Below are 23,881 nucleotides of genomic sequence, written 5' to 3' on the forward strand. Positions count from 1 at the left end.
GAAAAATTAGTTTTGAATCAATACAAATTCAGTTCTGCGGTTTTTCCTGGAGGATTCCTCATCCGTTTTGTTGATCATCGGTTCTGTTGGCCCTTTTCCATCCGTTTCCAGACGATTCCTATCAACTCCTTTGGCGACTAAATACTCTTTTACGGACTTCGCTCTGTCTTTGGAAAGCACCATATTATCCTCGAAAGTACCTGTTAAATCGGTATGGCCTATGATTTTCATCCTGACTTTAGGATTCTCATGTAGGTAATCTACAATACTGTCCAAGGGAATATGAGATTCGTTTTTAAGTTTGGCGGAGGCTCTTTCAAAATATACGTTATCTAAGGATATTTTTTTCTTCTCAACTAACGTTTCTTCAATGATATTCTCTTTCTTAGGAACGGAAGCTGTGAATATATCGAATGATCGCCCTTCCACTCTTCTGCAAAATACGAATGTTTTTTTCACCTGCTGGTAGACCATATAAGCCTCATCCGATTCGGAATTGATCCCTTCCCCCAAATTCTCCAAATCAGAGAATTTACCGTTTTCATGTTTCATCATATAAAGATCGAATCCTCCGAATCCTCCCGGACGATTTGAGGCAAAAAATAAGATAGTTCCTTCGTCGTTCCAAGCAGCCGCAATAGTGGCATGTGCATCATTGATCGGTGCAGGAAGAGGAATCGGTTTCGACCAAGCATTGCCGGTTCTTTTGGAAGAATAGATTCTTGCTAAATTCGGTTTCCCGAAAGGATATCTTGTGAAAAGAAGTTGATCGCCTAACAAATGAGGGTTTTCTTCGATTTCTTCCGTATTGATAGAGGAGGGTAAAGCTTCCGGTTTCGACCATTGTTTACCGTTCCATGTGGATATATAAAGATCTCTGGAAACACCTACCTTTCCGGGAGAAAGTTCCACTTCTACAGAACCATCCCGATTGGAAGAAAGCAGCATCGTTTTTCCATCTCTGGATAAAAACGGGCTTTGATCGTCGAACTCCGAATTGAGTTCATCTACCTCTTCCGGGAATCCCCAGGTGCCGTCTTTTTCCAATTGGCTTTTGAATATTTCCGTATAACTTCCATTACTTCTTTTGGAATAAAAATACAAAGTTTTTGCATCCGGTGACAAAGCAGGTCCGAATTCCTGGAAGTTGGTATTAACATTTCCCCGGATGGGTTCCACTAAAATAGGATTAGGCGAGTTCTCTTGAGCGGCCAGAGAGAAAGAAATTAGGAAAGATATCTGCAGAACTGTTAGGAACCGTCTCGCTGAACGCGAGACAGACAGTTTAAATACAGATTTGGATCGAAATTGTGCGAGCATAAGACCTCCGCCGAATTCGGCTCTCTTTGTCTTCTGCTCTTTTTTTATCGGAAGTAAGGTTTTAAAGCTTCCGGTATCGAGAAGGTTCCGTCCTCTAATTGGTAATTTTCGATAACAGCTGCCAAAGTTCTACCGATGGCGAGTCCCGAACCGTTTAGAGTATGGACGAGCAGGTTTTTTCCTTCCTTGCTTTTGTATCGAATTTTTCCGCGTCTTGCTTGATAGTCCTTGAAGTTAGAAACGGAGGAAATTTCCATAAATCGATTTAATCCGGGCATCCAAACTTCTATATCGTACGTTTTGGATGAAGCGCTAGAAATGTCACGACTGCAAAGAAGCATTACCCGGTAAGGCAATCCTAACTTTTGAAGAATCGACTCTGCATCACTCAGCATCTTTTCATGTTCTTCTTTGGAATTTTCCTGAGTTGTAAATTTTACCAATTCCACTTTCTGAAATTGATGCACTCGAATGATTCCCCTCGTGTCTCTTCCGTAAGAACCGGCCTCTCTTCTAAAACAGGAAGTATGGGCACAAACGGAAATCGGAAGGTCTTTTTCGTTTATGATTTCATCTCTGTAGAAATTGGTAAGCGGTACTTCCGCAGTAGGGATCAAATTGAGACCGTCTTTTTCCAAACGATAAAAATCTTCTGCGAATTTAGGAAGTTGTCCGGTAGCAGTCATCGACTCATCATTTACCAAAACAGGAACCCACATTTCGTTATATCCGTTTTGAGAAGTATGAGTATCGAGCATCAAGTTCATCAATGCTCTTTCCAATTTCGCCGCTAAACCGATGTAAGTATAAAAGCGGGCGCCGGATAATTTCACTCCTCTTTCAAAATCGAAAATTTTCATCGCTTCACCGATATCATAATGAGTCTTCGGAGCAAAGGAGAACTTAGGTATATCTCCCCAAGTTTTAACTTGAACATTGTCTTCTTCACTTTTCCCTTCCGGAACCGTTTCATCCAAAATGTTGGGAAGACCTATATTCAGTTCTAGGAGAGAATCTTCCTGTTTGGTCAATTCTTCCTCTATTTCTTTGATCCGATCACCGACTCCTTTCACGGATGCGGAAATTTCAGCGATATCTTTCCCTTGCGATTTTAAGATTCCGATTTCTTTAGAGACCTTATTTCTTTCCGCGCGAAGATCTTCCGCTTCTTGCTTCAATTGCTTTTGTTTGGTAGCAACTTCTTTGATTTTGGATTCGATATCGGAAATATTCACTCCTCTTTTTTTAAGGGAATTAAGGAGTTCTTCAGGGTTTTGAAGGATGCGGTTGATATCAAGCATGGTAATAAGCCTTTCTATTGATGAATTTTTCGGAATTAATAAATAACTGTTCTGTGATTGTGGCGTTAGTTTCTTCTCTTAAAGAAAACATTCTCTCTAAAATGTACGGCATATTCGAGGAATCGTTTCTTTTTCCTCTGTGAGGAGGAGGAGCTAAAAAAGGAGCATCCGTTTCGATTAAAACGGAAGTTAGGGGAAGTTTTTTAGCGGCTTCATGTATATCCGTTGCATTTTTAAAAGCAACGATCCCCGAGAAAGAAACGTAATATCCTAAGTCTACAAACTTCTTTCCCATCTCGTAATCGTAGGTAAAACAATGGATCACACCGAATGCCTTTCCTTTGTATTCAGCGAGCGCTTCGTAAGTATCCTCAAAAGCATCTCTGGAATGAATGACTACAGGAAGAGTGTGTTTTGCGGAAAAATCCAAAAACTTACGAAGGATCTCTTTTTGTAGCTCTCTTGTGGACGCATCATGATAAAGGTCCATTCCGATTTCGCCGATGCCTGTAAATAGAGGATGAATTAAATTTTCTTCCGCTAATTTTAAAATGGCATCCGCATTGGGAAACTCGTGAGTTTCCGTAGGATGACATCCGATTGTGTAGTGAATTTTCAAATCATCGGTAGAATACGTTTCTGCTATCTCTTTGGCTTTCTGAGAGCTGGGTAAATCGATTCCTATCTGAACGATCTTTTTCACTCCCGCCTCTTTCGACTTCTTGAGAGACTCGGAGATATCCTGCCCCTGCTCCTGAATTATGTCTAAGTGGCAGTGAGTATCGATGATTGAATAGGCCATATAGTGCAGGTTTTGCAAATAAGATTGACTGAAAATGAAAATTCAATCGAAAGTAATAGTGTAATCAATAAGTTTTGATAAAACTGACAAAAAGCGAATATTCCCGTGGATTTCAAGAACCGACTGCACCTTACCTTCTACCGACTCAGATACAAATTCCAGGAATGGAAGCTGAAGTTATCCCAAAGGTATGAAGATTTAGACAAAAAAGGCAGGGAAAGGCTGACCATCATGGTCATTCCTCATACGGATCGCAAAACTTTAAACTTTGTCATTTCCTATAAGGCAATTTCCATTTTCATAGGGATCGTAGTGATCCTACTTGTGATCAGCGCAGTGAATGTTCTTTCTCACAGCGGCTCCGTTCATCAGCTAACAGAACTAAATCTTACAAACAAAGACTTTATCCGCCAATCCTCCAAAATGAAGGAAGAGGTGAGTTCCCTTCACGAAACCATTCAATACTACTATGAAAGAATTTCAGGCCTTTATATTAAATTAGGCGGAGACCCTTCTAGAGTTTCGAAAGGTATGGGTGGTAATGATAAAATGAACCAATACCTTGCTTTGCAAGGTAGTCCGCAAACGGATATTACGGACGAATCGTTCCGCATCAAAGAAGACATTCACAATTTAAAACTTTCTTCCGAATTGTCCGACGAAATCATCAAACTCATCAAAAAAAGAAAAAGCATCATCCGCAATACTCCTTCCATTTGGCCTACAAAAGGATATGTTCTTTTCCCTTTCGGAAAATATCTTTCTCCGATCACAGGAAAAGAAGAGATCAACAAAGGCTTGGACATCGGTTCTTTCCCAGGTGCAGAAGTGCAAGCAACCGCTCCAGGCATCGTATTCGATTCCGGTTTTTCTCCTGCTACAGGTTACTACATCAAATTAGCACATCGTTTCGGATGGAAAACCATCTATTCCAACCTAGACCGTGTTAAAGTAAAGAAAAACGAAAAGATCTCCAAAGGAGACATCATCGGGTATGTCGGAAAAACTCCCGAAAATCCTGTCTATCATTTGCATTACGAAGTTCATGTGGGAACACAAGCACTGAATCCATTTTCCTTTCTCAATCAAATTCAAGAATAATGTCTCAAACAACAACCGAAGAAGAATTTTTAGTTAACAGCGTCATCGGCGAAGGAGCCGAATTTACCGGAGAATTCAAATTTTCCGGTTTGATCCGAATCGACGGAAAATTTCGAGGAGTGCTCGAAACAGACGGAAAGGTTCTTATAGGAAAAACAGGAATCGTCGATACAGATATTAAGGCGAGAGTTGTGGTAGCTGGTGGAGAAATTCGTGGCAATATCTATGCTACGGAAAGAGTCACTCTACTTTCCAGCTGCAGATTGGAAGGAGACATTGTAACTCCCAGACTCATAGTTGAGGAAGGAGTTGTGTTTCACGGAAAATGCACCATTAATCCCACTCGCCACTAGAGTGGTATTATGTTCGTTCAAAACACAAACAATAAAGCGGTTTCCAATTCTCCGCAGCGTAAGTCTTCATCCGATAAATTAAAAACCTCCTCTCCCGATTCTTCCAATCTCAGTTTTTTAGAGATTCTGGAATCGATCGTTCCTTCCGATCAAGAAAACACAAAAGAACTCAATGAACTATGGAAGGATCTTCCTGATTTGGAAAAAGCCCTCATTGCAAATCCGAATCATTCCAACTTAAAAGAATACAAAGAACACATAAAACAAATAGCTCAGCTCATTATGAAGAAAAATCATAAAGTGATGCAAGCTCCTACTCGAGGAAGAAACGATAATAAAGACATTCGTTATGTAAAAGTTTTGGATGAAAAATTGGATCTTTTGGCAAGGACTATGTTCTCTCCTAACAATTCCGCCTTCGCAATTTTGAAACAATTGGATGATATCAGGGGTCTATTGATTGATATAAAAGGATAACATTTGCAAACCGCGAACCGACCCACAAGCAAGAATCTCAGAGTTCTTACCAAAACCCTTGCTTACCTCCGCCCATACCGTTTCCAACTTACAGTCTCTTCCGCCGCTTTGCTTTTTACCACCGCTGTCACCCTTTCTCTAGGCCAAGGATTGAAACATTTAGTGGATGCAGGATTCAGCGCTCGCTCCCAAGAACAGCTGACCCTTTCCTTGTTCGTAATCATTTTCATTGGCCTTTTGTTAGCTGGTGGTACCTACCTTCGTCATTATCTTGTTTCTTGGATCGGAGAAAGAGTTTCATCCGACATTCGAAAAGACGTATTTGCCCATGTGGTAGATCTTCATCCCCATTTTTTCGAAACTAATTCGCCCGGAGAAATCCAATCCAGAATCACAACAGATACCACGTTGCTTCAGACGGTCATTGGATCTTCCGCTTCTATCGCCCTCAGAAATTTCCTCCTGTTTTTAGGAGGGATGATTTTTCTTTTCATCACGAATGTAAAACTCACTGCGATCGTTTTGCTCAGTGTTCCTTTTGTCCTCTTTCCCATTTTGTTTTACGGAAGAAGGGTAAGAAAACTTTCCAGAGACACACAGGATAAAATCGCGAATGTAGGATCTTACGTAAGCGAATCACTTTATAACATCAAGATCGTTCAAAGTTTTTTCCATCAGGAGATTGATAAACAAAAGTTTGGCGAAACTGTAGAAGATGCATTTTCAGTTTCCGTACTCCGCATCAAACAAAGGTCGGCTCTCATCGCTTCCGTGATTTTACTCATTCTGGCAGGAATCAGTTTTATGTTGTGGGTAGGTGGAATCGATGTTTTGGAAGGAAAGATCACAGGAGGAGAACTAATCGCATTTTCTTTTTATGCCATTATGGTAGCAAATTCTGTCGGTGCGATTTCCGAAGTCATCGGGGATTTGCAAAGAGCGGCCGGTGCCACAGAACGATTGATGGAGTTACTAAATTCGCAATCGAATATTACGAATCCCTTATCACCAATATCTCTTCCCATATCCAGCAAAGGAGAAATTCGTTTTGAAAATCTTTCCTTTCATTATCCGTCTCGACCCGAAAGAAATGCAATTGATCGTTTCGATTTGATCCTTCCTTCGCAAAAAACAACCGCACTCATCGGACCTTCGGGAGGAGGAAAGTCTACTCTATTCGAATTGATCTTACGCTTCTATGATCCTCAATCAGGCAAAATCACAATCGATGAAATTGATATCCGTTCCCTGACATTGAAAGAACTCCGGTCTCAAATCGGATTCGTTCCCCAACAACCTGTTCTATTCACGGGCACACTTCGGGAAAACATTGCCTATGGAAAACCTGATGCAAGTTTCGAGGAAATAGAGAAAGCCGCCGAACAAGCGTATGTGACTGAATTTTTGAATCATCTGAAAGACGGATGGGATACAGACTTAGGACATTTAGGAACAAGGCTCTCCGGGGGACAAAAACAGAGAATTGCGATTGCTCGAGCGATTTTGAGAAATCCGAAAATATTATTATTGGATGAAGCTACTTCAGCATTGGATTCCGAATCGGAACGAATGGTACAAAAAGCTTTGGATCATTTGATGCAAGGAAGAACAACTTTGATGATTGCGCATCGATTGGCAACCATCATTCGTTCGGATCAGATTGTAGTAGTTCATCAAGGTTCTATCGATTCGATAGGAACTCATGAAGAACTTTTAAAGAAGAGCGATTTATATTCCCGATTAGCTAAGTTACAATTTCAAACCGAACTGGTCTAAGATTCTTTCCATATCGGAAAGATTCGCATAAGAAAATGTGATCTTTCCTTTTCCATTGGAGTCGTTGTGAGAGATTTCCACTTTCGCACTGTACTTATTTCTAAGTTTGCTTTCTATTTTTACGATGCTTGCATCTTTATCTGCACCGGAACTTTGTGATTTGGATTTTTTATCAGGATGGAGCAGATTAGAAACATAATTCTCAACTTCTCTAGCAGTCCAATTTTCTTCGATCACCTTAGCAGCTACATCGATTTGTTTCTTTGTCTCAGGTAAAGAAAGAAGAGGGCGGGTTTGTCCTTCCGTTAATTTACCTTCCTTCACCCAATCTTGCACAGGTTTAGGAAGGCCGAGAAGTCGGATTAAATTTGCAATTGTGGATCTGTTTTTCCCGACTCTTGTTGCCAAATCGGTCACCTTTAATCCTCGTTTGTCGATAAGATTCTGATATGCTTGTGCTTCTTCGATAGGGTTCAAATCTTCTCTTTGAAGATTTTCGATGAGAGCTATTTCCATCATGTCTGCTTCGGAAACATCTTTTACAACTGCAGGAATTTTTTGAAAACCCGCCAGTTTGCAAGCGCGGAGTCTTCTCTCACCTGCAATTAAAATGAAACCTGCACCGGAAGAATTTTTTTGTACGGTAATGGGTTGAATGACCCCATGCTGTTGGATTGTCTGAGACAATTCCTGAATGGCAGCATCGGAAAAATATTTTCGAGGTTGATGAGGATTCGGTTGGATCTCCGAGATTTTAATTTCTCGCAGACCTGACATATCATCTTTCGTTACTTCGACATTTTTTTCATTAACAGGAATTAGGTTACTTAAACCTCTTCCTAATACTTTTCCTTTTCCTAAAGCCATGTCTCTACCCTTGTCCTATAATTTCTTCTGCGAGACTTTTATAACTTTTTGCACCGACGCCTTCCGGATCATAATAGTTGATCGGCTTTCCAAAAGAAGGAGCTTCCGACAGTTTGATATTTCTTGGAATGATGGTTTGATATACCTTCTCTTTGAAATAGTTACGGACATCTTCCGCCACTTGGTTCGCAAGATTAGTTCTTTTATCGTACATAGTCAGAAGAACTCCCTCCAATTCTAAACTAGGGTTCCACTGTGACTGCACGAGAGAAATAATTCTCATCAATTGAGACAAACCTTCCAATGCAAAGTATTCCGTTTGCAAAGTAATCATCACTGATTGAGAAGCGCAAAGTGCATTGATCGTTAAAACACCTAAAGAAGGAGGGCAATCGATCAAGATATAATCGTAATCTTCTTTCACGCTCGCTAATGCATCTTTGAGTTTAAATTCTTTCTTTTCGGTTCCTAAAAAATCCACTTCCAATCCGGATAAGTTGATGTTGGAAGGAATGATATCCAAGTTAGCTACGAAAGTTTTTTGGATGGCTTCTCTTGCGGATAGTTCTCCAATCAAAACTTCATAAGTTGTTTTACTGAGAGATTGAACTTCCATACCGAAACCGGATCCTGAATTGCCTTGAGGATCGATATCTACGAGTAAGATTTTCTTTCCTAACTCAACCAGGTTGGAAGCCAAATTGATAGCAGTAGTTGTTTTACCAACTCCTCCTTTCTGATTGCTGATCGAAACAATTTTACCCATTTCCTTCTTTCGTCTCCTTTACTATTTCTTTCCAAGCTCTTGGATATCCGGGTTTTGGTTCCGAATCCTTTAGCAGTATTTTGATATGTCTCTTTCCCACAAAGTCTAATTCAGTAAGTTCGATTTCTTTTTTGATTTTGAACCCAGAGTATTGCAGTACCTTTGCTTCTTGTTTCGAATCAAAGTTCCTTTGCCCCAGATAGGGACATAATAAACCGAATTTTTTCACAAGTTGTGAAGCTACCTCTACAAGAAAAGGGTAGGGAACTACAGCGCGTGAAGTGACTAAATCAAAATTTCTTTTCTCTTCTTCTGCCCTCATATAATCAAAAGAGATTCTATCGCTCACCTCGGACAAATTTCCGTTCCTTACTTCTTCTTCCAAAAGAGCCAATTTTCTTCTTTGTGAATCAATGAGTGTGATTTTCGGAACATCTTTCAAGCAAGCGAAAAGGAATCCCGGAAGTCCTGGGCCAGTTCCAATATCTGCAATTTTTGTTTCACGTGAAACATACCCGAGTTCGGAAAGCTTCCAAACAAAGACCATGCAATCGATAATATGTCTTTCAAAGATCTGAGAAGAATCATTCTTAGAAAAGAATCCGCCTCGCTCATTCTCTTTGAATAAAAACTTATAAAAACGATTCACACGATCCCAATCGAACTTTTTGTCTAGCTCAGAGTATAGGTTGGGAATGTAGGATTTGGTTCTCTCTTGCGAGTTGATTTCTGACATAAATTGGTTACTTAATTTCTGAAAATAGTCGAAGCATATTCTAGGAGAATCTTTTTCCATGAAACGCTTTTTGGTTTTCACCCTCATTCTTAGCTTCCCGGTCTTCGGATTCACACCAGGTAAGTGGTCTTACAAAGATCAATTTGTTTTACATAAAGGAAAGAAAGGACCTTCGAAAGAGATCGTTCGTAACTCAGAAGGGACCGTTATCTATGTTGCAGAGTATCTCTATGATGATGACGGTCATCTAGTTCAAGAGAAGTATTCCGATAAAGAAGGTAACTCCGATGGCAAAACAATCTTTAAATATGTGGACGGGTTGATTACTTCCGAGGAAGTCTACGGACAGAATGATGTCTTGTTGGAGAAAAAGGATTTCGCTTACAAAGGTAGGAATCTAAAGAAAGTCGTTGTGAAAGATGCGACAGGTAAAGTTCAAATTCAGTATTCACTTGAGACAGATAAAGATGGAAACATTGTTGCAGGTGAAGGAAAAAACTCTGAGTTCAATGACATTGATTCGTTCAAATTCATTCAAGACCCTAAACGTCCAAATGTTCAAATCCAACTCTTACTAGATGATAAGAAAAAGAAACAAGGTGAGATTCACTATAAGTATGATTCCAAAGGAAGCTTGGTAGAAAGAGAATTCTTTCAGGGTGAATTTCACAGAGTAAATAAGTTCAAATATAGAGCCGACGGAAGTTTAGAAAGCTATTCGTTTCATGTGAAACAAGGAGATAGTTGGATGATTGAGAAAACTCATTTTCTTGTCTATGATGAGTCTCCTCGAGGAAGAGTTTCTAAAATAGATTAATAGATCATTTCCAATTAAATTAGTAAGAAAAGAGGTGGTGCTTTTTTGTTTCACGTGAAACAGAATGTGTGGTATCTCCTCTTCTTTGTTTAAGGGAGAATTGGATTTCTGCTTTGTAGGAATTGGTGGTGGAGGAAGTGAATCTAGCCCATCAGCCTGCAGATTCCCTTAAATAAAATGTAGTACCTCTTGCAGAATGCTTTAAGTGACTCGCACCTCAGCATCTCTAATCTGAATTTCAAAACAATCAATTACCTATTTAACAACGATCCATTCTATCTTGGTTTCTTTGGAAAGCAGAAGGACGAGATGAATAAGGAGCTTTGTCGGAGGTACCACAAAGTGACAAATGAATGATCCCTCTGTTTTCTCCTTACTATGTTTGATTTGTATTCAAAAGAAATGTCTTTGTCCTAGTTGTAGGTACTACATTGGCTGAAGAATGAACATCCTGTTTGTGATGATTCTGAATTTTGTAGTACCTCCTTCAAAGAAAGAACACAAGAAAGCAACCCAGCCAAAGCTTTCAATAGATGTACGATGTATGTCCGGATGCTGAATAAAAAAAGTCAGCCGGAAAGATTGAGATTAGATCTTTGATGGGGCACTACCCAATTTCAGATCAAAATAAATCCGTAAGAGGTACTACATAAAAACTGCAAAAGTCTCTCATCTTTAACAGCAAGCTAGATCGGCGATGAGGGGAGATAAACTTTTAGAGTGTGGTAACTACCACACATTTCGAATGGCAAACATCAGAAGAAGATTGTAAAAGTTTGGTTGGATGTAAGAGGTACCACACACCCGCTACAGACGCAGGTACCACAAACTCATCTTCAACTAATCTTATCTTTTCTCCACGAGATGAAACAAAAGTAAATCCACATCGGAAGGATCCACTCCGGAGATATGAGCTGCTTTTTCTAAATTCATAGGTCTGTGTTTTTCCAATTTCAAGACTGCCTCTGTCTTCAAACCTTTCACGTTTGCATAATTGAAGTCGGCAGGAATCGGAAAGGTAAGAAACTTCTTACGGTATTCGATCGTCTCCAATTCTCTCTTCAAGTATCCTTCATATTTGATTTCCATTTCCAATACGGCCTTTTCTTCTTCCGTAAGATCCTTTAAGTCAGGTAAAAATGTTTCGATATCATGAATGGTGACATCGGAACGTTTTAGAAATGCGGAAACAGTATGCCCGAATTTATAATTTTCGATTCCTCTTTCTTGCAGCACTTGAGTGAGCTCTTCGGAAGGTTTCATGGGGAGAGAAAACATTTTGGAACGAAGTGAATCTATCTTTCCATAACGTTCCTTCATTCGATCGAATACTTCACCGGATACAAGACCCATCTCATATCCATACTTCATCAATCTTTGATCCGCATTGTCTTGGCGAAGAAGCAATCGATATTCAGCACGACTTGTGAACATTCGATATGGATCTTCCACTCCTTTGTGAACCAAATCATCCACAAGCACTCCGATGTAAGATTCACTTCTAGGAAATAAAATCGGTTCTTCTTTTCGAAGGGATCGGATCACATTATAAGCAGCAACCAATCCTTGTGCGGCAGCTTCTTCATATCCTGTAGTTCCGTTGATCTGACCTGCATGATACAAACCTTTTACTTTCTTGGTTTCCAAAGTAGGATGCAATTCTGTCGGATCCACAAAGTCATATTCAATTGCATAACCGGGACGCATCAATTCCACTTCTTCCAAACCTTTGATCGTACGAAGAAACTTCCATTGCACTTCTTCAGGAAGACTTGTGGAAACCCCATTGAGATACATCTCATTCGTTTCATATCCTTCCGGTTCGATAAAAATCTGATGACGATCTCTTTCTGCGAAACGAACTACTTTGTCTTCGATCGAAGGACAATAACGTGGGCCGACACTTTTGATCTGACCCGAATACATAGGAGAGAACTCCAAGTTCTCTTTGATGAACTCATGAGTTTTATCATTCGTATATGTGATGTAACAAGGAATTTGTCTGCGATCAATCTTAGCGGTTGAGAAAGAAAAAGGTTTAGGATCTTCATCTCCATGTTGCTCTTCTAAGATGGATACATCGATTGAGTTTTTATGAACGCGTGCAGGTGTTCCTGTTTTCAATCTTCCCAATCGAAATTGAAAGCGAGCTAAAGTTTGTGATAAACCTTTCGTAGTAGGCTCACCGATCCTGCCGGATTCTTTTTGATAAGTTCCTATATGAATGACGCTGGATAAAAAAGTTCCTGTCGTTAAGATCACATGATTGGTTTTAAATTCAAAACCTCTTCCTGTAACAACACCTACGACTTGATTCCCTTCAACGATCAAATCCTCCACCGTATCTTGTCGGATGGAAAGGTTTTTGATTTTTTCCAACTGATGTTTGATTGCTAATTGATATTGTTTTTTTTCTGCCTGTGCACGAGGAGCCCACACGGACGGACCTTTGGAAGTATTCAACATTTTGAATTGGATTCCTGTGGCATCGATGGTTCTTCCCATCAATCCTCCAAGTGCATCCACTTCTCGAACCATATGTCCTTTCGCTATTCCACCAATGGCAGGATTACAACTCATCTGTCCGATCGTATCCAAATTCATAGTGATGAGCAAAGTGCGAAGACCGCCAGTGGAAGAAATATAGGCTGCCTCGGTACCTGCATGGCCGGCACCTACTACGATACAATCGAAACGATCTGGATAAAAAGATGAATTCATATTATGTCTTCTAACATTACTTAAATTTATAAAGGAGAAGCGGTAAACCTATCCTTTAGGACGATAACAATTCGGAACGTTATACCTTCTAGATAAAAAAAGATAAAATTCATTTTCTAAAAACGATTCTATTAAATCCTGGAAGCATAGGATTTTTATATGTCAGCTGAATCGAAAGACCTCTCTTATTTCGAAGGAAAAATTGTTCCTTCTTCAGATGCAAAGATCAGCATCCAAACTCATGCGTTTCAATACGGCACTGCTGTCTTCGGCGGGATCAGAGGTTACTATAACTCTAAAAAAAATAACTTATTCGTATTTCGTCTTTTGGATCACTACAAACGCCTGGTGAACTCCACCAAAATCATGCAGCTTCAATTCGATAAAACTCCCGAACAATTGGTAGAGATCACTTTGCAGCTTTTGAAAGAATCCAATCTCAAAGAAAACGTTTATCTTCGACCTATCGTTTACACATCCGCATTGCAACTCTCTCCTAGGTTCCACGATGTAAAGACGGACATTGCCATTTATGTTTTGAAACTGAACGACTACCTAGATACTCAAAACGGTTTGAAGACTATGGTCTCCACTTGGACAAGATTTTCCGACAACCAAATCCCGACTCTTTCTAAAGTGAGCGGTGGTTATGTGAACTCTGCTCTTGCGAAATCAGAAGCCGTTCAAAACGGAATGGATGAAGCCATCTTCTTGGATGCAAGAGGACTTGTTTCGGAAGGATCTGCGGAAAACATTTTCATCGTCAGAGACGGAGTGATTTACACTCCAACCATTCCTTCTTCCATTTTGGAAGGGATCACTCGCAGAACTCTTTTGAAAATTGCGGAAGATTTAAAAATCAAAGTAGTGGAAAGGGACATCGCTCGTTCCGAACTCTACATCTCCGATGAAATCTTTTTTTCCGGAACGGGAGTGCAAGTTGCTTGGGTGAAAGAAGTAGATAGAAGGATCATCGGGAACGGACAAATGGGTCCGATTACCAAACAAATCCAATCCTTATTTTTCAACATCGTTCGAGGAGAAGAAGATCAATATAAAAATTGGTTAACACCGGTTTATTGATCCTCACAGATGACGGAAAATTTCTTTCAAGTAGATGAAGTGAAGGGCCAGGAAGTGGCTCTTACTTTTTTACATTCCTTTCTCAGAGAAAAAGAAAGAATTCCAGGTGTTCTAATTTTCCACGGGCCGGACGGTGTAGGAAAATGGAATGCTGCGGAAAGATTCGCCCGTCATCTACTTTGTTTGAACGGAAACTCTTGTGGTACTTGCGACTCCTGCCGTGCCTTTATGAGAGGAGAACATCCCGATTTCATTCAATTTCCTAAAAACAAAAACATCGCCATCGGGAAAGATAAAGATCCTGAAGAATTTACCATTCGATGGCTTTTAGGAAATCGAATCATCTATAGACCTCATCTTTCTTCCAAAAGAGTCGTACTGTTTCCAGAAGCACATCGAATCAACAATGAAGCGGAAACAACTCTTTTGAAAACTTTGGAAGAACCTCCTCCTCATACTAAGTTTATTCTGATTGTGAACGATCTTACGAAGCTCAAAAAAACGATCATCTCCAGATCTGTATGTATTCCTTTTTATTATCTTCCGCAGGATACAATCCGTTCGATCACTAGAGAACAAGATCGAAATTTCAAAGAATACTTCGGAGGATCTCTCAATCCTTTCGATGTTTCGGATCAATGGATCGAAGAATGGCATGAAGTGGTGAAAAATCACTGCCATGATCCTATCTTGCTTTTGAAATTAGAAAATTGGATTCGGGATAAAATGTCCGATTCCAAGGCAAAAGAAAAAATTTCTAATATCGATTTCTTGGAAACAATCTCATTACTTTTGTTATATGAATATAGAAGAGAAAATTTCGAAGACAACATAAGAAAAATCTATGCGATCATTGAATTCAAATCCAAACTTCATTACAACATCCCAGCTTTGGAATACTATTTAATCTCCCAATTGTTCCTAAAACTGGGAAGTTCTCTTCGTTAACATAAATTAGTCGAATAAATTTAAGTCAACCAGATAAGGTGACATAATTTTCTTATTCTTATCCCAGAATTTTCGGATTCGGGGCACGTATTTGAATTTTCATTTGAATTCTACCTACTGAATAGAAGTATAGTACCCGGTTTAGGAAAGGGTTTAATTCATTTGGAAACTAGCTGGGAAGAAATTTTAGAAGAGGTATCAAAACAAATTCCTCCGAAATATTTTACTAATTTCATTGCACCTTTGCATTTCGTTCGTTGGGAAGGAAATCAAATGGTTGTCTCTGCACCTTCTCAAATCATAAAAAGCCACGTAGAAGCAAAATACGCAAATTTCCTTGAAAATGCCGCCTATCAAATCAAAGGCGATTCATTCCGACTCGTTCTTCTGACAGACAAAGAAGAGTCGACATCCCACATGAAGGATGCAATCGAAAATCGTTTTCAAAATTCAGAACCGGAACTCAATTCAGAATACAATTTCGAAACTTACATTGTGTCCGATTGCAATCGTTTGGCATTCACTGCTGCGAAAAGTATTTGTGAACACCCTGGGAAATACAATCCTCTCTATTTATTCGGACCTGTCGGTGTGGGAAAAACTCATCTACTTCACGCCATCGGAAACGAAATCAAAAAGAAAGATCCTTGGAAAACGATCCGTTATGTAGACAGTATTTCCTTTCTCAACGAATTCATATTTACAGTCAGACAAAACAATAGAGATTCTTTGGAGTCATTTAAAATGAGATATCAATCCTATAACGTTTTGTTATTCGATGATATTCAATTTTTAAACGGTGGTGCGGAAAAAACCCAAGAAGAATTTTTCGCTCTCTTCAATTTTCTTTATGAAAGAAAAAGACAAATAGTAATCGCATCCGACCGTCCTAGCTATGAACTTCCGTTACACGATCGTCTCAAATCCAGATTCGTACACGGCCTTCAAGCAGACGTCAAAGAACACGATTTATCCCTCCGAAAGGAACTCCTCCGCTCTTATACCATTCAGTACAATATACCTATTTCCGAAGAAACCCTCGAATGGCTGGCACAAAACTGTGACGGGGATTCCAGAGCTTTGATCGGGATCGTAAACGACCTAGTTTTGTACAAAAAGGCCTACCAGTTCTTTCTACTTTCCGATGAAAAAATCAGAGAAATCGCAAATTCCAGGCTACAAACCAATCGAAAAAGAATCGGTTTTAACCCGGATCAGGTGATCGACCTGGTTTGTGAAAAATTAAATGTCGCTCGAAAAGATATTTTAGGGAAAAGCAGAAAGGTAGATTTTATCCTGCCAAGACATCTTTGTATGTTGCTTTTGCACGAAATTTTAGGACTGCCTAAGGCGCAAATCGGACGTATTTTCTCGGCCCAACATACAACTGTCATTCATGGGATCACCAAGATCAAAGAGAAGTTTTCTGAAGACAAAAATCTTTTCGATCTCTACCAATCCATCAAACACCAAATTTCCTTCCAATAATCTGTCAGTTTATCAGTAGATAAGCTGTTCATAACTTGTGTATAAGACATAAATAAGGGATTTTATTTTTGAGTTGTCAGTTCGTTCGAGAAAGTGACATAAATATGAACAGAAAATGAAAGCAAAATATCCGACATAATCCAATAAAAATTGATGTTTCGGGGCTTTATGAACATACTGACAGAAACAACAAAGACGACATAATATATATAAATTAAATATATAAATAAGAAAAGAGGAAAGAATGAAATTCACTGTCAATACTACAGACTTCTTAAAAGCAATCAACTCAGTGGATGGAGTTATCTCCGTAAGAGAAATTAAATCCGCTCTTTCTAATTTGAAAATCCAAGCGGAGGATAACATCGTTTATCTTTCCGCCACAGACTTGGAAATAGCGATCAAAACTTCCGTGGCCTCTGTGGTAGGTACCAAAGGAAATGCATCTCTTCCTGCAAAACAACTTTCTAACATTTTCAAGAATTTGAATTTTGATAGCACCTTACTTTCCACAAACGAAGGAAACGATTCTTCCGAAACTTTGATCACGGATGCTTCCGGCAAAATGGATACTAAGTTCAAAATCAACGGAATCGATTCGGAAGAAATCAAAACCATTCCTAAAGTAGACGAATCCAGTGTGGTCGAATTTCCTTGTCAGACGATCAGAGAAATGTTTAGAAAAACATCTTATGCTATGGCGATCGAAGAAACCCGTTTTGTTTTCAACGGTTTGTTTTTAAAACCGGACAATACCGATTTGATCGTAGTTGGAACCGACGGACGAAGACTTTCTAAAATCGTAAGAAAATTTCCGAAACAATTTCCTTTCAAAAACGGAGTGATCATTCCTCACAAAGCCGTAAGAGAAATGTTGAAAATGATGGAAGGGAAAGATACAGCTAAGATCGGTTTTGTGGAAGAACAAATTTACGTATCTTCCGGAAACATCGAACTTCTTTTCAAACTCATCGATGGAAATTTCCCGGACTACGAACAAGTGATTCCGAAACAAGCGGCCGAATCCGTAAGAATCGTAAAAGCCGATTTCCTCACTTTCCTAAAACAAGCTCTTATTTCTGCAGAAGAACCTTCCAAACAAATTCGTTTGGCTTTTACAAAAGGAAACGTAAACATCAGTTCTTCGAATCCTGGAACTATGATGTTCGATCATAATATGAGCATTGAATACACTGGAGAACCGATCACAATCGCTTTCAAGGGAGACTATTTAAGTGATGTGGTAAAAGCTGTGGATGATCCTGAAGTGATTTTGGAATTCTCTTCGTCCAGCGCTCCTGTATTGTTTAAGGATCCGTCGGACAGCGATTTCGTTTCCGTAATTATGCCGATGAAACTTTAATGTATCTTAGGCGGATATCTCTTCAAAACTTTCGCAACCACGATCAAACCTCGTTAGAATTTCGCTCTCGTCTTATCTTCTTCATTGGAAACAATGGAGAAGGTAAAACAAATCTTCTTGAATCCATCTCCTTACTTTCTTATCTGAAAAGTTTCCGCGAGTCGGATGAAAATCAATTACTGAAATGGGACTCTCCTTTTACTTTCGTTCGAGCTGAGTTCGAAGCGGGAGGAGAAGATTTTGTTTTCGAATACGGAATTGAAAAATCCCAATTCAAACGTAAAAAAATAAAAATCAACGGAGAGGTGATCAAAAAGGTTTCCGATTCCGTAGGATACTTTCGTTCCGTGATTTTGAGTCCTCCCGACATCCAAATCATCGAATTCGGAAATGTGGAAAGAAGAAGATTTTTAGATTCGTTTATCTCTTCTACTAACAAATATTATTTGAATCAACTCATCGAATACAATCGCCTTCTTAAACAAAGAAACTCAGCTTTAAAAAGAGAGAATATTCCTGAAAGAGAAATCGTTATTTGGAACGAACCTCTGATTGAGAGAGATTTCGAGATCCGGCAGATCAGGGAACAAACAGTTGCAAGATTGACTTCCTATTTCGAAAAAAACCTGAATCTTCTGAGCCAAGGAAAGGATCCTTTTCGAATCACATACAAACCGAATGTTTCTTCGAAAGAGGAACACAGAGAAAGATTGGCTAGAAATCTGAGAAAAGACATAGCAATCGGTTACACTAGCTGCGGAAATCACAGGGATGAAATTCCCATCGGTTTTGAAGACAAAGATCTGAGCTCCTTCGGTTCCCAAGGTCAAAAAAGAAGCGCCGTGATCGCTCTCAAAACAGCTTCCTTTCAAATGATTTTGGAAGATACGGGGGAAGCTCCCGTTCTTTTGATTGACGACATCATACGGGAGTTAGATGTTAAAAGAAGGGAATATTTTGTGAATCTGATTTCCGAGTGCGGCCAGGCTTTTTTCACTACAACCGATTTAGAAGGAATCAAAGATTACATCGGATCCTTGGAAATGGATAAGGAAATTTTCGTTGTAGAAAACGGAAAAGTTTCCAGAGGAAAAGACGTATGAAAAAAATTGATATTTCCGAACTTTTTCAAAGCCTCGAAAAATTGGGAATGTCCAGAGAGGAACTTTTCCAAGATCAAAGTTTGAAAATCATCCAAAGAGAATGGAAAAATTTGGTTGGGGATTTTTTTGCCGACCAGTCTTTTCCCGATTCCTTGAAGGAAGGTAGATTGGTTGTTATATGCAAACACTCTCTGATTTCCCAGGAAATGGAATTCCAAAAGCAGGAAATCCTCCGAAAAATAGCTTCCAAAAATGTCCCCAATACAATCTCAAAAATCGTTCTTAAAACAGGAATTATTCCCCGTTTCTAAAATCAACTTCCTTGCCTAAAGGATGTTTTCACTTGCCCTAAGGGGGTTCTCTCAGGATACTTCCTATAGGATATAAGATTTTCTCATGACAAACGAAACCTCTCCGTCCTCTTATTCTGCCTCGAAAATTAAGATTTTAGAAGGCTTGGAAGCCGTTAGAAAACGGCCCGGAATGTACATCGGTACTCAAGATGAGTCCGGTCTTCATAAGATGGTTTATGAGGTTGTGGACAATTCCGTCGACGAAGCGATGGCAGGGCATTGTTCCGAGATCGACGTCAAAATATTACCCGGCAATATCATTGAAGTCAAAGATAACGGAAGGGGAATTCCTACTGGGATCCATCCGGACAAAGGAAAATCCACCATTGAAGTGGTACTTACCATCTTACACGCAGGCGGTAAATTCGAAAACGACGCCTATAAAGTGTCAGGTGGTTTGCATGGTGTGGGGGTTTCCGTTGTAAATGCTCTTTCTACCTGGTTAGAAGTGGAAGTTCACCAAGCAGGAAAAGTTCATTATCAAAAATACCAAACAGGAGTCCCTGTAGAAGACGTAAAAGTCATCGGGGACACTACCAGCACCGGAACCACCGTTCGATTTTTACCGGACAATACGATTTTCACTACTACGGAATTTTTCTTCGAAACTCTCTCTGCAAGGTTCAGAGAGATCGCCTTTTTGAACAAAGGTCTACTTATTCGAATCGAAGACGTAAGAAAAGAAGAGACCGCAAAACATGAGTTTAAGTTTGAAGGAGGAATCATCTCCTTCGTTGAATATCTGACAGATGCGAAACATCCTCTTCACAAGGTTCTTCATTTTACGGGAGAAAAAGAAAACGTTTGGGCAGAGATCGCTCTGCAATACTGCGATACCTATTCAGAAAACGTTTTTTGTTTTACGAATGCAATTAACAACAATTTGGGGGGAACCCACTTAGAAGGTTTCAGAACCGCACTTACCAGAACTTTAAACGACCATCTAAAAAAAGACCAAACCCTTTTTAAAAAACAACCTAACGGTCTGCAAGGGGACGACATTAAAGAAGGTCTTTGTGCGGTCATCTCTATCAAAATCCCTCAGCCTCAATTCAATTCACAAACGAAAGAAAAACTGGTAAATGCGGAAGTGAAAGGTCTGATGCAGACCATCTCAGGAGAAGGTTTGAATCTCTTTTTCGAAGAGAATCCTTCCGTCATCAAAAAGATCCTTGAAAAATGTATTTTGGCATCTAAAGCTCGTGAGGCGGCGAGACGTGCTAGAGATCTCACTAGAAGAAAAACGGTTTTGGAAGGAGGCGGTCTTCCCGGGAAATTGGCGGATTGCTCCGAAAGAGATCCTGAAAACTGCGAACTGTTTCTTGTCGAGGGAGACTCTGCGGGTGGTTCTGCGAAACAAGGAAGAGATAGAAATATCCAAGCCATTCTTCCTTTGAAAGGTAAAATTTTGAACGTAGAAAAAGCTCGTTTGGATAAAATCCTTTCTAACGAGGAAATTCGAACTTTAATCACTGTTATGGGAACAGGAATAGGTGACGACGAATTTAATATCGATAAACTTCGTTATCGTAAAATCATCATCATGACGGATGCAGACGTTGACGGTTCTCACATCCGAACGCTTTTACTTACTTTCTTTTTCCGATATATGAAACCTGTGATTGAAAGAGGTTCTCTCTTCGTTGCACAACCTCCTCTCTATCAATTGAAATTCGGTAGAGAGCATGTTTATGTTTATTCCGACCGCGAAAAGGAAGAGATCTTAAAAGCAAGACCGAACGACAAAGTGACCATCCAACGCTATAAAGGTCTCGGGGAGATGAACCCCGAACAACTTTGGGATACCACTATGGATCCGAAAGAAAGAGTGATGCTGCAAGTGAAGTTAGCCGACTTCGTAGAAGCGGAAGATACGTTTAATATTTTAATGGGCGACGATGTTTCCCCTCGAAGACGTTTTATCGAAGAAAATTCGTATAAAGTCGCAAACCTAGACCTATAATTGAATACGGAAAATTAGAATGACCGAAACGAACGGCCAACCAGAAAATGAATCCTCCAAAACCTTAGCTTTAAACGTATCAGGGCGACCTGACGTTGCGGGAGCTTTGAAATCAGGAGTGAGAGTCATTCCTGTCGAGATTGAAGATCAAATGAAAGAAGCTTACCTTGATTATGCGATGAGCGTAATCGTAGGTAGAGCGCTTCCTGATGTAAGAGACGGATTAAAACCGGTTCACAGAAGGGTTCTTCATGCGATGAACGAAAGAGCTTGGAGAAGTGACCGCCCTTATGTGAAATCTGCGAAGATCGTAGGGGAAGTAATCGGTAACTATCACCCTCACGGTGATGCTCCCGTTTATGAAACGATGGTTCGTATGGTGCAAACTTTCTCCATGAGAGAGCCTCTCATCGACGGACAAGGAAACTTCGGATCTGTCGACGGAGATAATGCAGCTGCCTATCGTTATACCGAAGCAAGACTTACTAAACTTGCGGAAGAACTTTTAAAAGACATCGAAAAAAATACCGTTTCTTTTTCACCGAACTTCGATGATACGAGACAGCAACCGGACGTCCTTCCTGCAAATTTCCCGAATATTTTAGTCAACGGGTCTTCCGGGATCGCCGTGGGTATGGCGACGAACATTCCTCCGCATAACTTAAGAGAATCGGTGAATGCCGTCGTTGCTCTCATCCAGAACCCCGATATTTCTCTTTACGATTTGATGAAAATCATTCCAGGTCCGGATTTCCCTACGGGAGGAACCATCATCGGAGGAGAGGGTCTTTATCAGGCTTATTCTACCGGAAAAGGTTCCATTCGAATTCGTTCCAAAGTGGACATCATCGAAAACTCAAAAGGTCGTGAAATCATTGTTATTAATGAGATCCCTTACCAAGTAAATAAAAAGAACCTCTTGGAAAAAATCGGTGATTTGGTGAATGAGAAAATCATCGAAGGAATCACCGAAATTTTAGATCTATCCGATAGAAAAGGAATTCGAGTCGAACTCCATATCAAAAAAGATTTCAACGCGCAAGTCATTCTCAACCAACTCTTTAAACTCACTCAATTGCAGGTGAGTTTCGGGATTACGATGCTTGCCATTTTGGACAATCGTCCTAAGGTTTTTTCTTTAAAACAAATTCTTCAGGCGTATGCAAATCACAGAAATGAAGTCGTTGTTAAACGAACTGAATTCGATTTGGATAAGGCTAAAAAAAGAGCTCATATCTTAGAAGGTTTGAAGATCGCCCTAGATAATATCGATGAGGTGATCAGAATCATTCGTGCATCGAAAGATCCTAAGGATGCACAAAGCAAATTGATGAGTACGTTCGGACTTTCCGAAGTCCAAGCCGATGCGATTTTGGAAATGAGACTGCAAAGATTAACTTCTTTGGAAGTTCAAAAGATCATTGAGGAATTGGAACAAGTGCGGCTCATCATTCTTGACCTTGAAGATATTTTAGCGAAACCGGAGAGAGTGAAAAAAATCATCTGTGATGAACTCACTAAGGTTTCCGAATCTTTCGGTTCGAATCGTACTACGGAAATCAGTTTGGAATCTTTAGAGTCCTCTACATTCAATGCGGAAGACCTCATTGCAGACGAAGAAGTAGTCGTTCAAATCTCCGAAGATATGTTCATCAAGAGACTTCCTATGGACACTTTCCGCAAACAGAAACGAGGCGGAAAAGGAGTACAAGGGATCTCTACAAAACGAGAAGATTTTATCAAAAAGTTAAGCATTGCGATGACACACGATCATCTGATGCTTTTCTCCAATAAAGGTAGAGCCTTCCTTCTTAAAGTTTATGAAATTCCGATTAGTTCCAAAGAAGCGAGAGGAAAATCGCTGAAGGCGATCATCAATCTTGCGGAAGACGAAGTCATTACATCTCTATTCGCTTTTAGATTGTTTGATGAATCATACCTGTTGATGGTCACTAGAGACGGATTCGTGAAAAAAATCCAACTCAACGAATTTTCAAATACGAAAAAATCGGGAATCATTGCCATCGGTCTTAGAGAGGGAGATGAACTCATCGACGTACTTTCTAATCCCGAAAACTACGATGTATTCATTGCCAGCAAAGACGGTCTTGCCATCCGAATGAATCTCAATGAATTGAGATCCCAAGGTAGAACCGCTTCCGGTGTGACTGCGATGCGTTTGGAAGAGAAAGATCAAATTGCCGGTATCACTAAAGTAGAACCTAACACATCTTTATTTACCATTTCTGAGAATGGTTTCGGAAAAAGAACCGATTTTGAAGAGTTCTCCACCAAAGGCCGCGCCGGTAAAGGAATGACCTATCTGAAGATAGGTGAGAAAAACGGCCGATCCGTAGGTATCGCAACCATTAAGGAAGAAGATGAGTTACTCATCATCACTCAATCCGGAATGGCAATTCGTGTCGAAGCGAAAGAAATTTCCATGGTGGGTCGCTCCGCAATGGGAGTGAAGATCGTGAACACGAAAGATGATGACTTTGTAAAAGATTTCGCAATCGTTCGGGATACCGAGTAAGAGCATA

General features: G+C 39.9%; 20 protein-coding genes. 13 read left to right on the forward strand and 7 right to left on the reverse strand.

The annotated features are described in order from the left end of the window. Window positions 1-6: 6 nt before the first annotated feature. The 3 genes from EHS15_RS03600 to EHS15_RS03610 are packed head-to-tail and all read right to left on the reverse strand — an operon-like array spanning window position 7 to window position 3,423. The gene (locus tag EHS15_RS03600; RefSeq protein WP_135759172.1) at window positions 7-1,320 is read right to left on the reverse strand and encodes an OmpA family protein; all 1,314 of its coding nucleotides are present in this window, start codon (window positions 1,318-1,320) and stop codon (window positions 7-9) included. 44 nt (window positions 1,321-1,364) lie between these two features. Beyond that, window positions 1,365-2,621, reverse strand: coding sequence for a serine--tRNA ligase (gene serS, locus EHS15_RS03605; protein WP_135759173.1), 1,257 nt, complete (start codon window positions 2,619-2,621; stop codon window positions 1,365-1,367). Next, window positions 2,614-3,423 (reverse strand): TatD family hydrolase, encoded by an 810-nt coding sequence (locus EHS15_RS03610; RefSeq protein ID WP_135759174.1) that lies wholly within the window; start codon window positions 3,421-3,423, stop codon window positions 2,614-2,616. Before EHS15_RS03610 ends, serS begins: the two co-directional genes overlap by 8 nt. Window positions 3,424-3,528: 105 nt before the next feature. Between EHS15_RS03610 and EHS15_RS03615 the strand changes: the two genes are divergently transcribed. From EHS15_RS03615 to EHS15_RS03630, 4 genes are read left to right on the forward strand one after another with little or no spacing between them, the layout of a single operon-like run. Then, a complete protein-coding gene (locus tag EHS15_RS03615) occupies window positions 3,529-4,524 on the forward strand; it encodes a M23 family metallopeptidase (RefSeq protein ID WP_135759175.1) in 996 nt (331 codons plus the stop codon). After that, a complete protein-coding gene (locus tag EHS15_RS03620) occupies window positions 4,524-4,877 on the forward strand; it encodes a bactofilin family protein (protein WP_135759176.1) in 354 nt (117 codons plus the stop codon). The genes EHS15_RS03615 and EHS15_RS03620 overlap by 1 nt, the downstream gene beginning before the upstream one ends. Before the next feature lie 9 nt (window positions 4,878-4,886). After that, window positions 4,887-5,354: a YaaR family protein gene (locus EHS15_RS03625; protein WP_135759177.1), complete on the forward strand. Its 468-nt coding sequence runs from the start codon at window positions 4,887-4,889 to the stop codon at window positions 5,352-5,354. A gap of 3 nt (window positions 5,355-5,357) precedes the next feature. Then, window positions 5,358-7,130 carry an ABC transporter transmembrane domain-containing protein gene (locus tag EHS15_RS03630; RefSeq protein WP_135759178.1) on the forward strand — a complete coding sequence of 591 codons (1,773 nt, stop codon included), beginning with the start codon at window positions 5,358-5,360 and terminating at the stop codon, window positions 7,128-7,130. Here EHS15_RS03630 and EHS15_RS03635 read toward each other — a convergent pair. The 3 genes from EHS15_RS03635 to EHS15_RS03645 are packed head-to-tail and all read right to left on the reverse strand — an operon-like array spanning window position 7,104 to window position 9,499. Further along, window positions 7,104-7,997 (reverse strand): ParB/RepB/Spo0J family partition protein, encoded by an 894-nt coding sequence (locus tag EHS15_RS03635; RefSeq protein WP_135759179.1) that lies wholly within the window; start codon window positions 7,995-7,997, stop codon window positions 7,104-7,106. The two genes, EHS15_RS03630 and EHS15_RS03635, sit on opposite strands and share 27 nt — an antisense overlap. A 4-nt stretch (window positions 7,998-8,001) precedes the next feature. Next, complete coding sequence (locus tag EHS15_RS03640; RefSeq protein ID WP_135759180.1) at window positions 8,002-8,763, reverse strand: ParA family protein; 762 nt, start codon at window positions 8,761-8,763, stop codon at window positions 8,002-8,004. Continuing rightward, window positions 8,756-9,499 carry an RsmG family class I SAM-dependent methyltransferase gene (locus EHS15_RS03645; RefSeq protein ID WP_135759181.1) on the reverse strand — a complete coding sequence of 248 codons (744 nt, stop codon included), beginning with the start codon at window positions 9,497-9,499 and terminating at the stop codon, window positions 8,756-8,758. Before EHS15_RS03645 ends, EHS15_RS03640 begins: the two co-directional genes overlap by 8 nt. A 58-nt stretch (window positions 9,500-9,557) precedes the next feature. On the opposite strand from EHS15_RS03645, the gene EHS15_RS03650 reads away from it, so the two are divergent. Next, window positions 9,558-10,316 carry a hypothetical protein gene (locus tag EHS15_RS03650; RefSeq protein ID WP_135759182.1) on the forward strand — a complete coding sequence of 253 codons (759 nt, stop codon included), beginning with the start codon at window positions 9,558-9,560 and terminating at the stop codon, window positions 10,314-10,316. Window positions 10,317-11,162: 846 nt separating this feature from the next. On the opposite strand, the gene mnmG is transcribed toward EHS15_RS03650, so the two are convergent. Continuing rightward, window positions 11,163-13,037, reverse strand: coding sequence for a tRNA uridine-5-carboxymethylaminomethyl(34) synthesis enzyme MnmG (gene mnmG, locus EHS15_RS03655; protein WP_135759183.1), 1,875 nt, complete (start codon window positions 13,035-13,037; stop codon window positions 11,163-11,165). Between the two features lie 159 nt (window positions 13,038-13,196). Here mnmG and EHS15_RS03660 point away from each other — a divergent pair, with 159 nt between their 5' ends. From EHS15_RS03660 to gyrA, 8 genes are all read left to right on the forward strand, one after another. Beyond that, the gene (locus EHS15_RS03660) at window positions 13,197-14,120 is read left to right on the forward strand and encodes a branched-chain amino acid transaminase (RefSeq protein ID WP_135759184.1); all 924 of its coding nucleotides are present in this window, start codon (window positions 13,197-13,199) and stop codon (window positions 14,118-14,120) included. Window positions 14,121-14,129: 9 nt separating this feature from the next. Continuing rightward, window positions 14,130-15,068 (forward strand): hypothetical protein, encoded by a 939-nt coding sequence (locus EHS15_RS03665; protein ID WP_135759185.1) that lies wholly within the window; start codon window positions 14,130-14,132, stop codon window positions 15,066-15,068. Between the two features lie 162 nt (window positions 15,069-15,230). Then, window positions 15,231-16,556 carry a chromosomal replication initiator protein DnaA gene (gene dnaA / locus EHS15_RS03670; RefSeq protein ID WP_135759186.1) on the forward strand — a complete coding sequence of 442 codons (1,326 nt, stop codon included), beginning with the start codon at window positions 15,231-15,233 and terminating at the stop codon, window positions 16,554-16,556. A 244-nt stretch (window positions 16,557-16,800) separates the two neighbouring features. Further along, window positions 16,801-17,919 carry a DNA polymerase III subunit beta gene (gene dnaN, locus EHS15_RS03675; protein WP_135759187.1) on the forward strand — a complete coding sequence of 373 codons (1,119 nt, stop codon included), beginning with the start codon at window positions 16,801-16,803 and terminating at the stop codon, window positions 17,917-17,919. Further along, on the forward strand, window positions 17,919-19,022 hold the full coding sequence (gene recF, locus EHS15_RS03680) for a DNA replication/repair protein RecF (RefSeq protein ID WP_135759188.1): 1,104 nt from the start codon (window positions 17,919-17,921) through the stop codon (window positions 19,020-19,022). Before dnaN ends, recF begins: the two co-directional genes overlap by 1 nt. Further along, the gene (locus EHS15_RS03685) at window positions 19,019-19,333 is read left to right on the forward strand and encodes a DciA family protein (protein WP_135759189.1); all 315 of its coding nucleotides are present in this window, start codon (window positions 19,019-19,021) and stop codon (window positions 19,331-19,333) included. The genes recF and EHS15_RS03685 overlap by 4 nt, the downstream gene beginning before the upstream one ends. 85 nt (window positions 19,334-19,418) lie before the next feature. Further along, window positions 19,419-21,338, forward strand: coding sequence for a DNA topoisomerase (ATP-hydrolyzing) subunit B (gyrB, locus tag EHS15_RS03690; RefSeq protein ID WP_135759190.1), 1,920 nt, complete (start codon window positions 19,419-19,421; stop codon window positions 21,336-21,338). A 19-nt stretch (window positions 21,339-21,357) separates the two neighbouring features. After that, the gene (gene gyrA / locus EHS15_RS03695) at window positions 21,358-23,874 is read left to right on the forward strand and encodes a DNA gyrase subunit A (protein ID WP_135759191.1); all 2,517 of its coding nucleotides are present in this window, start codon (window positions 21,358-21,360) and stop codon (window positions 23,872-23,874) included. The last annotated feature ends 7 nt before the right edge of the window (window positions 23,875-23,881 follow it).

The organism is Leptospira idonii (assembly GCF_004770995.1).
Taxonomy (GTDB): Bacteria; Spirochaetota; Leptospiria; order Leptospirales; family Leptospiraceae; genus Leptospira_A; species Leptospira_A idonii.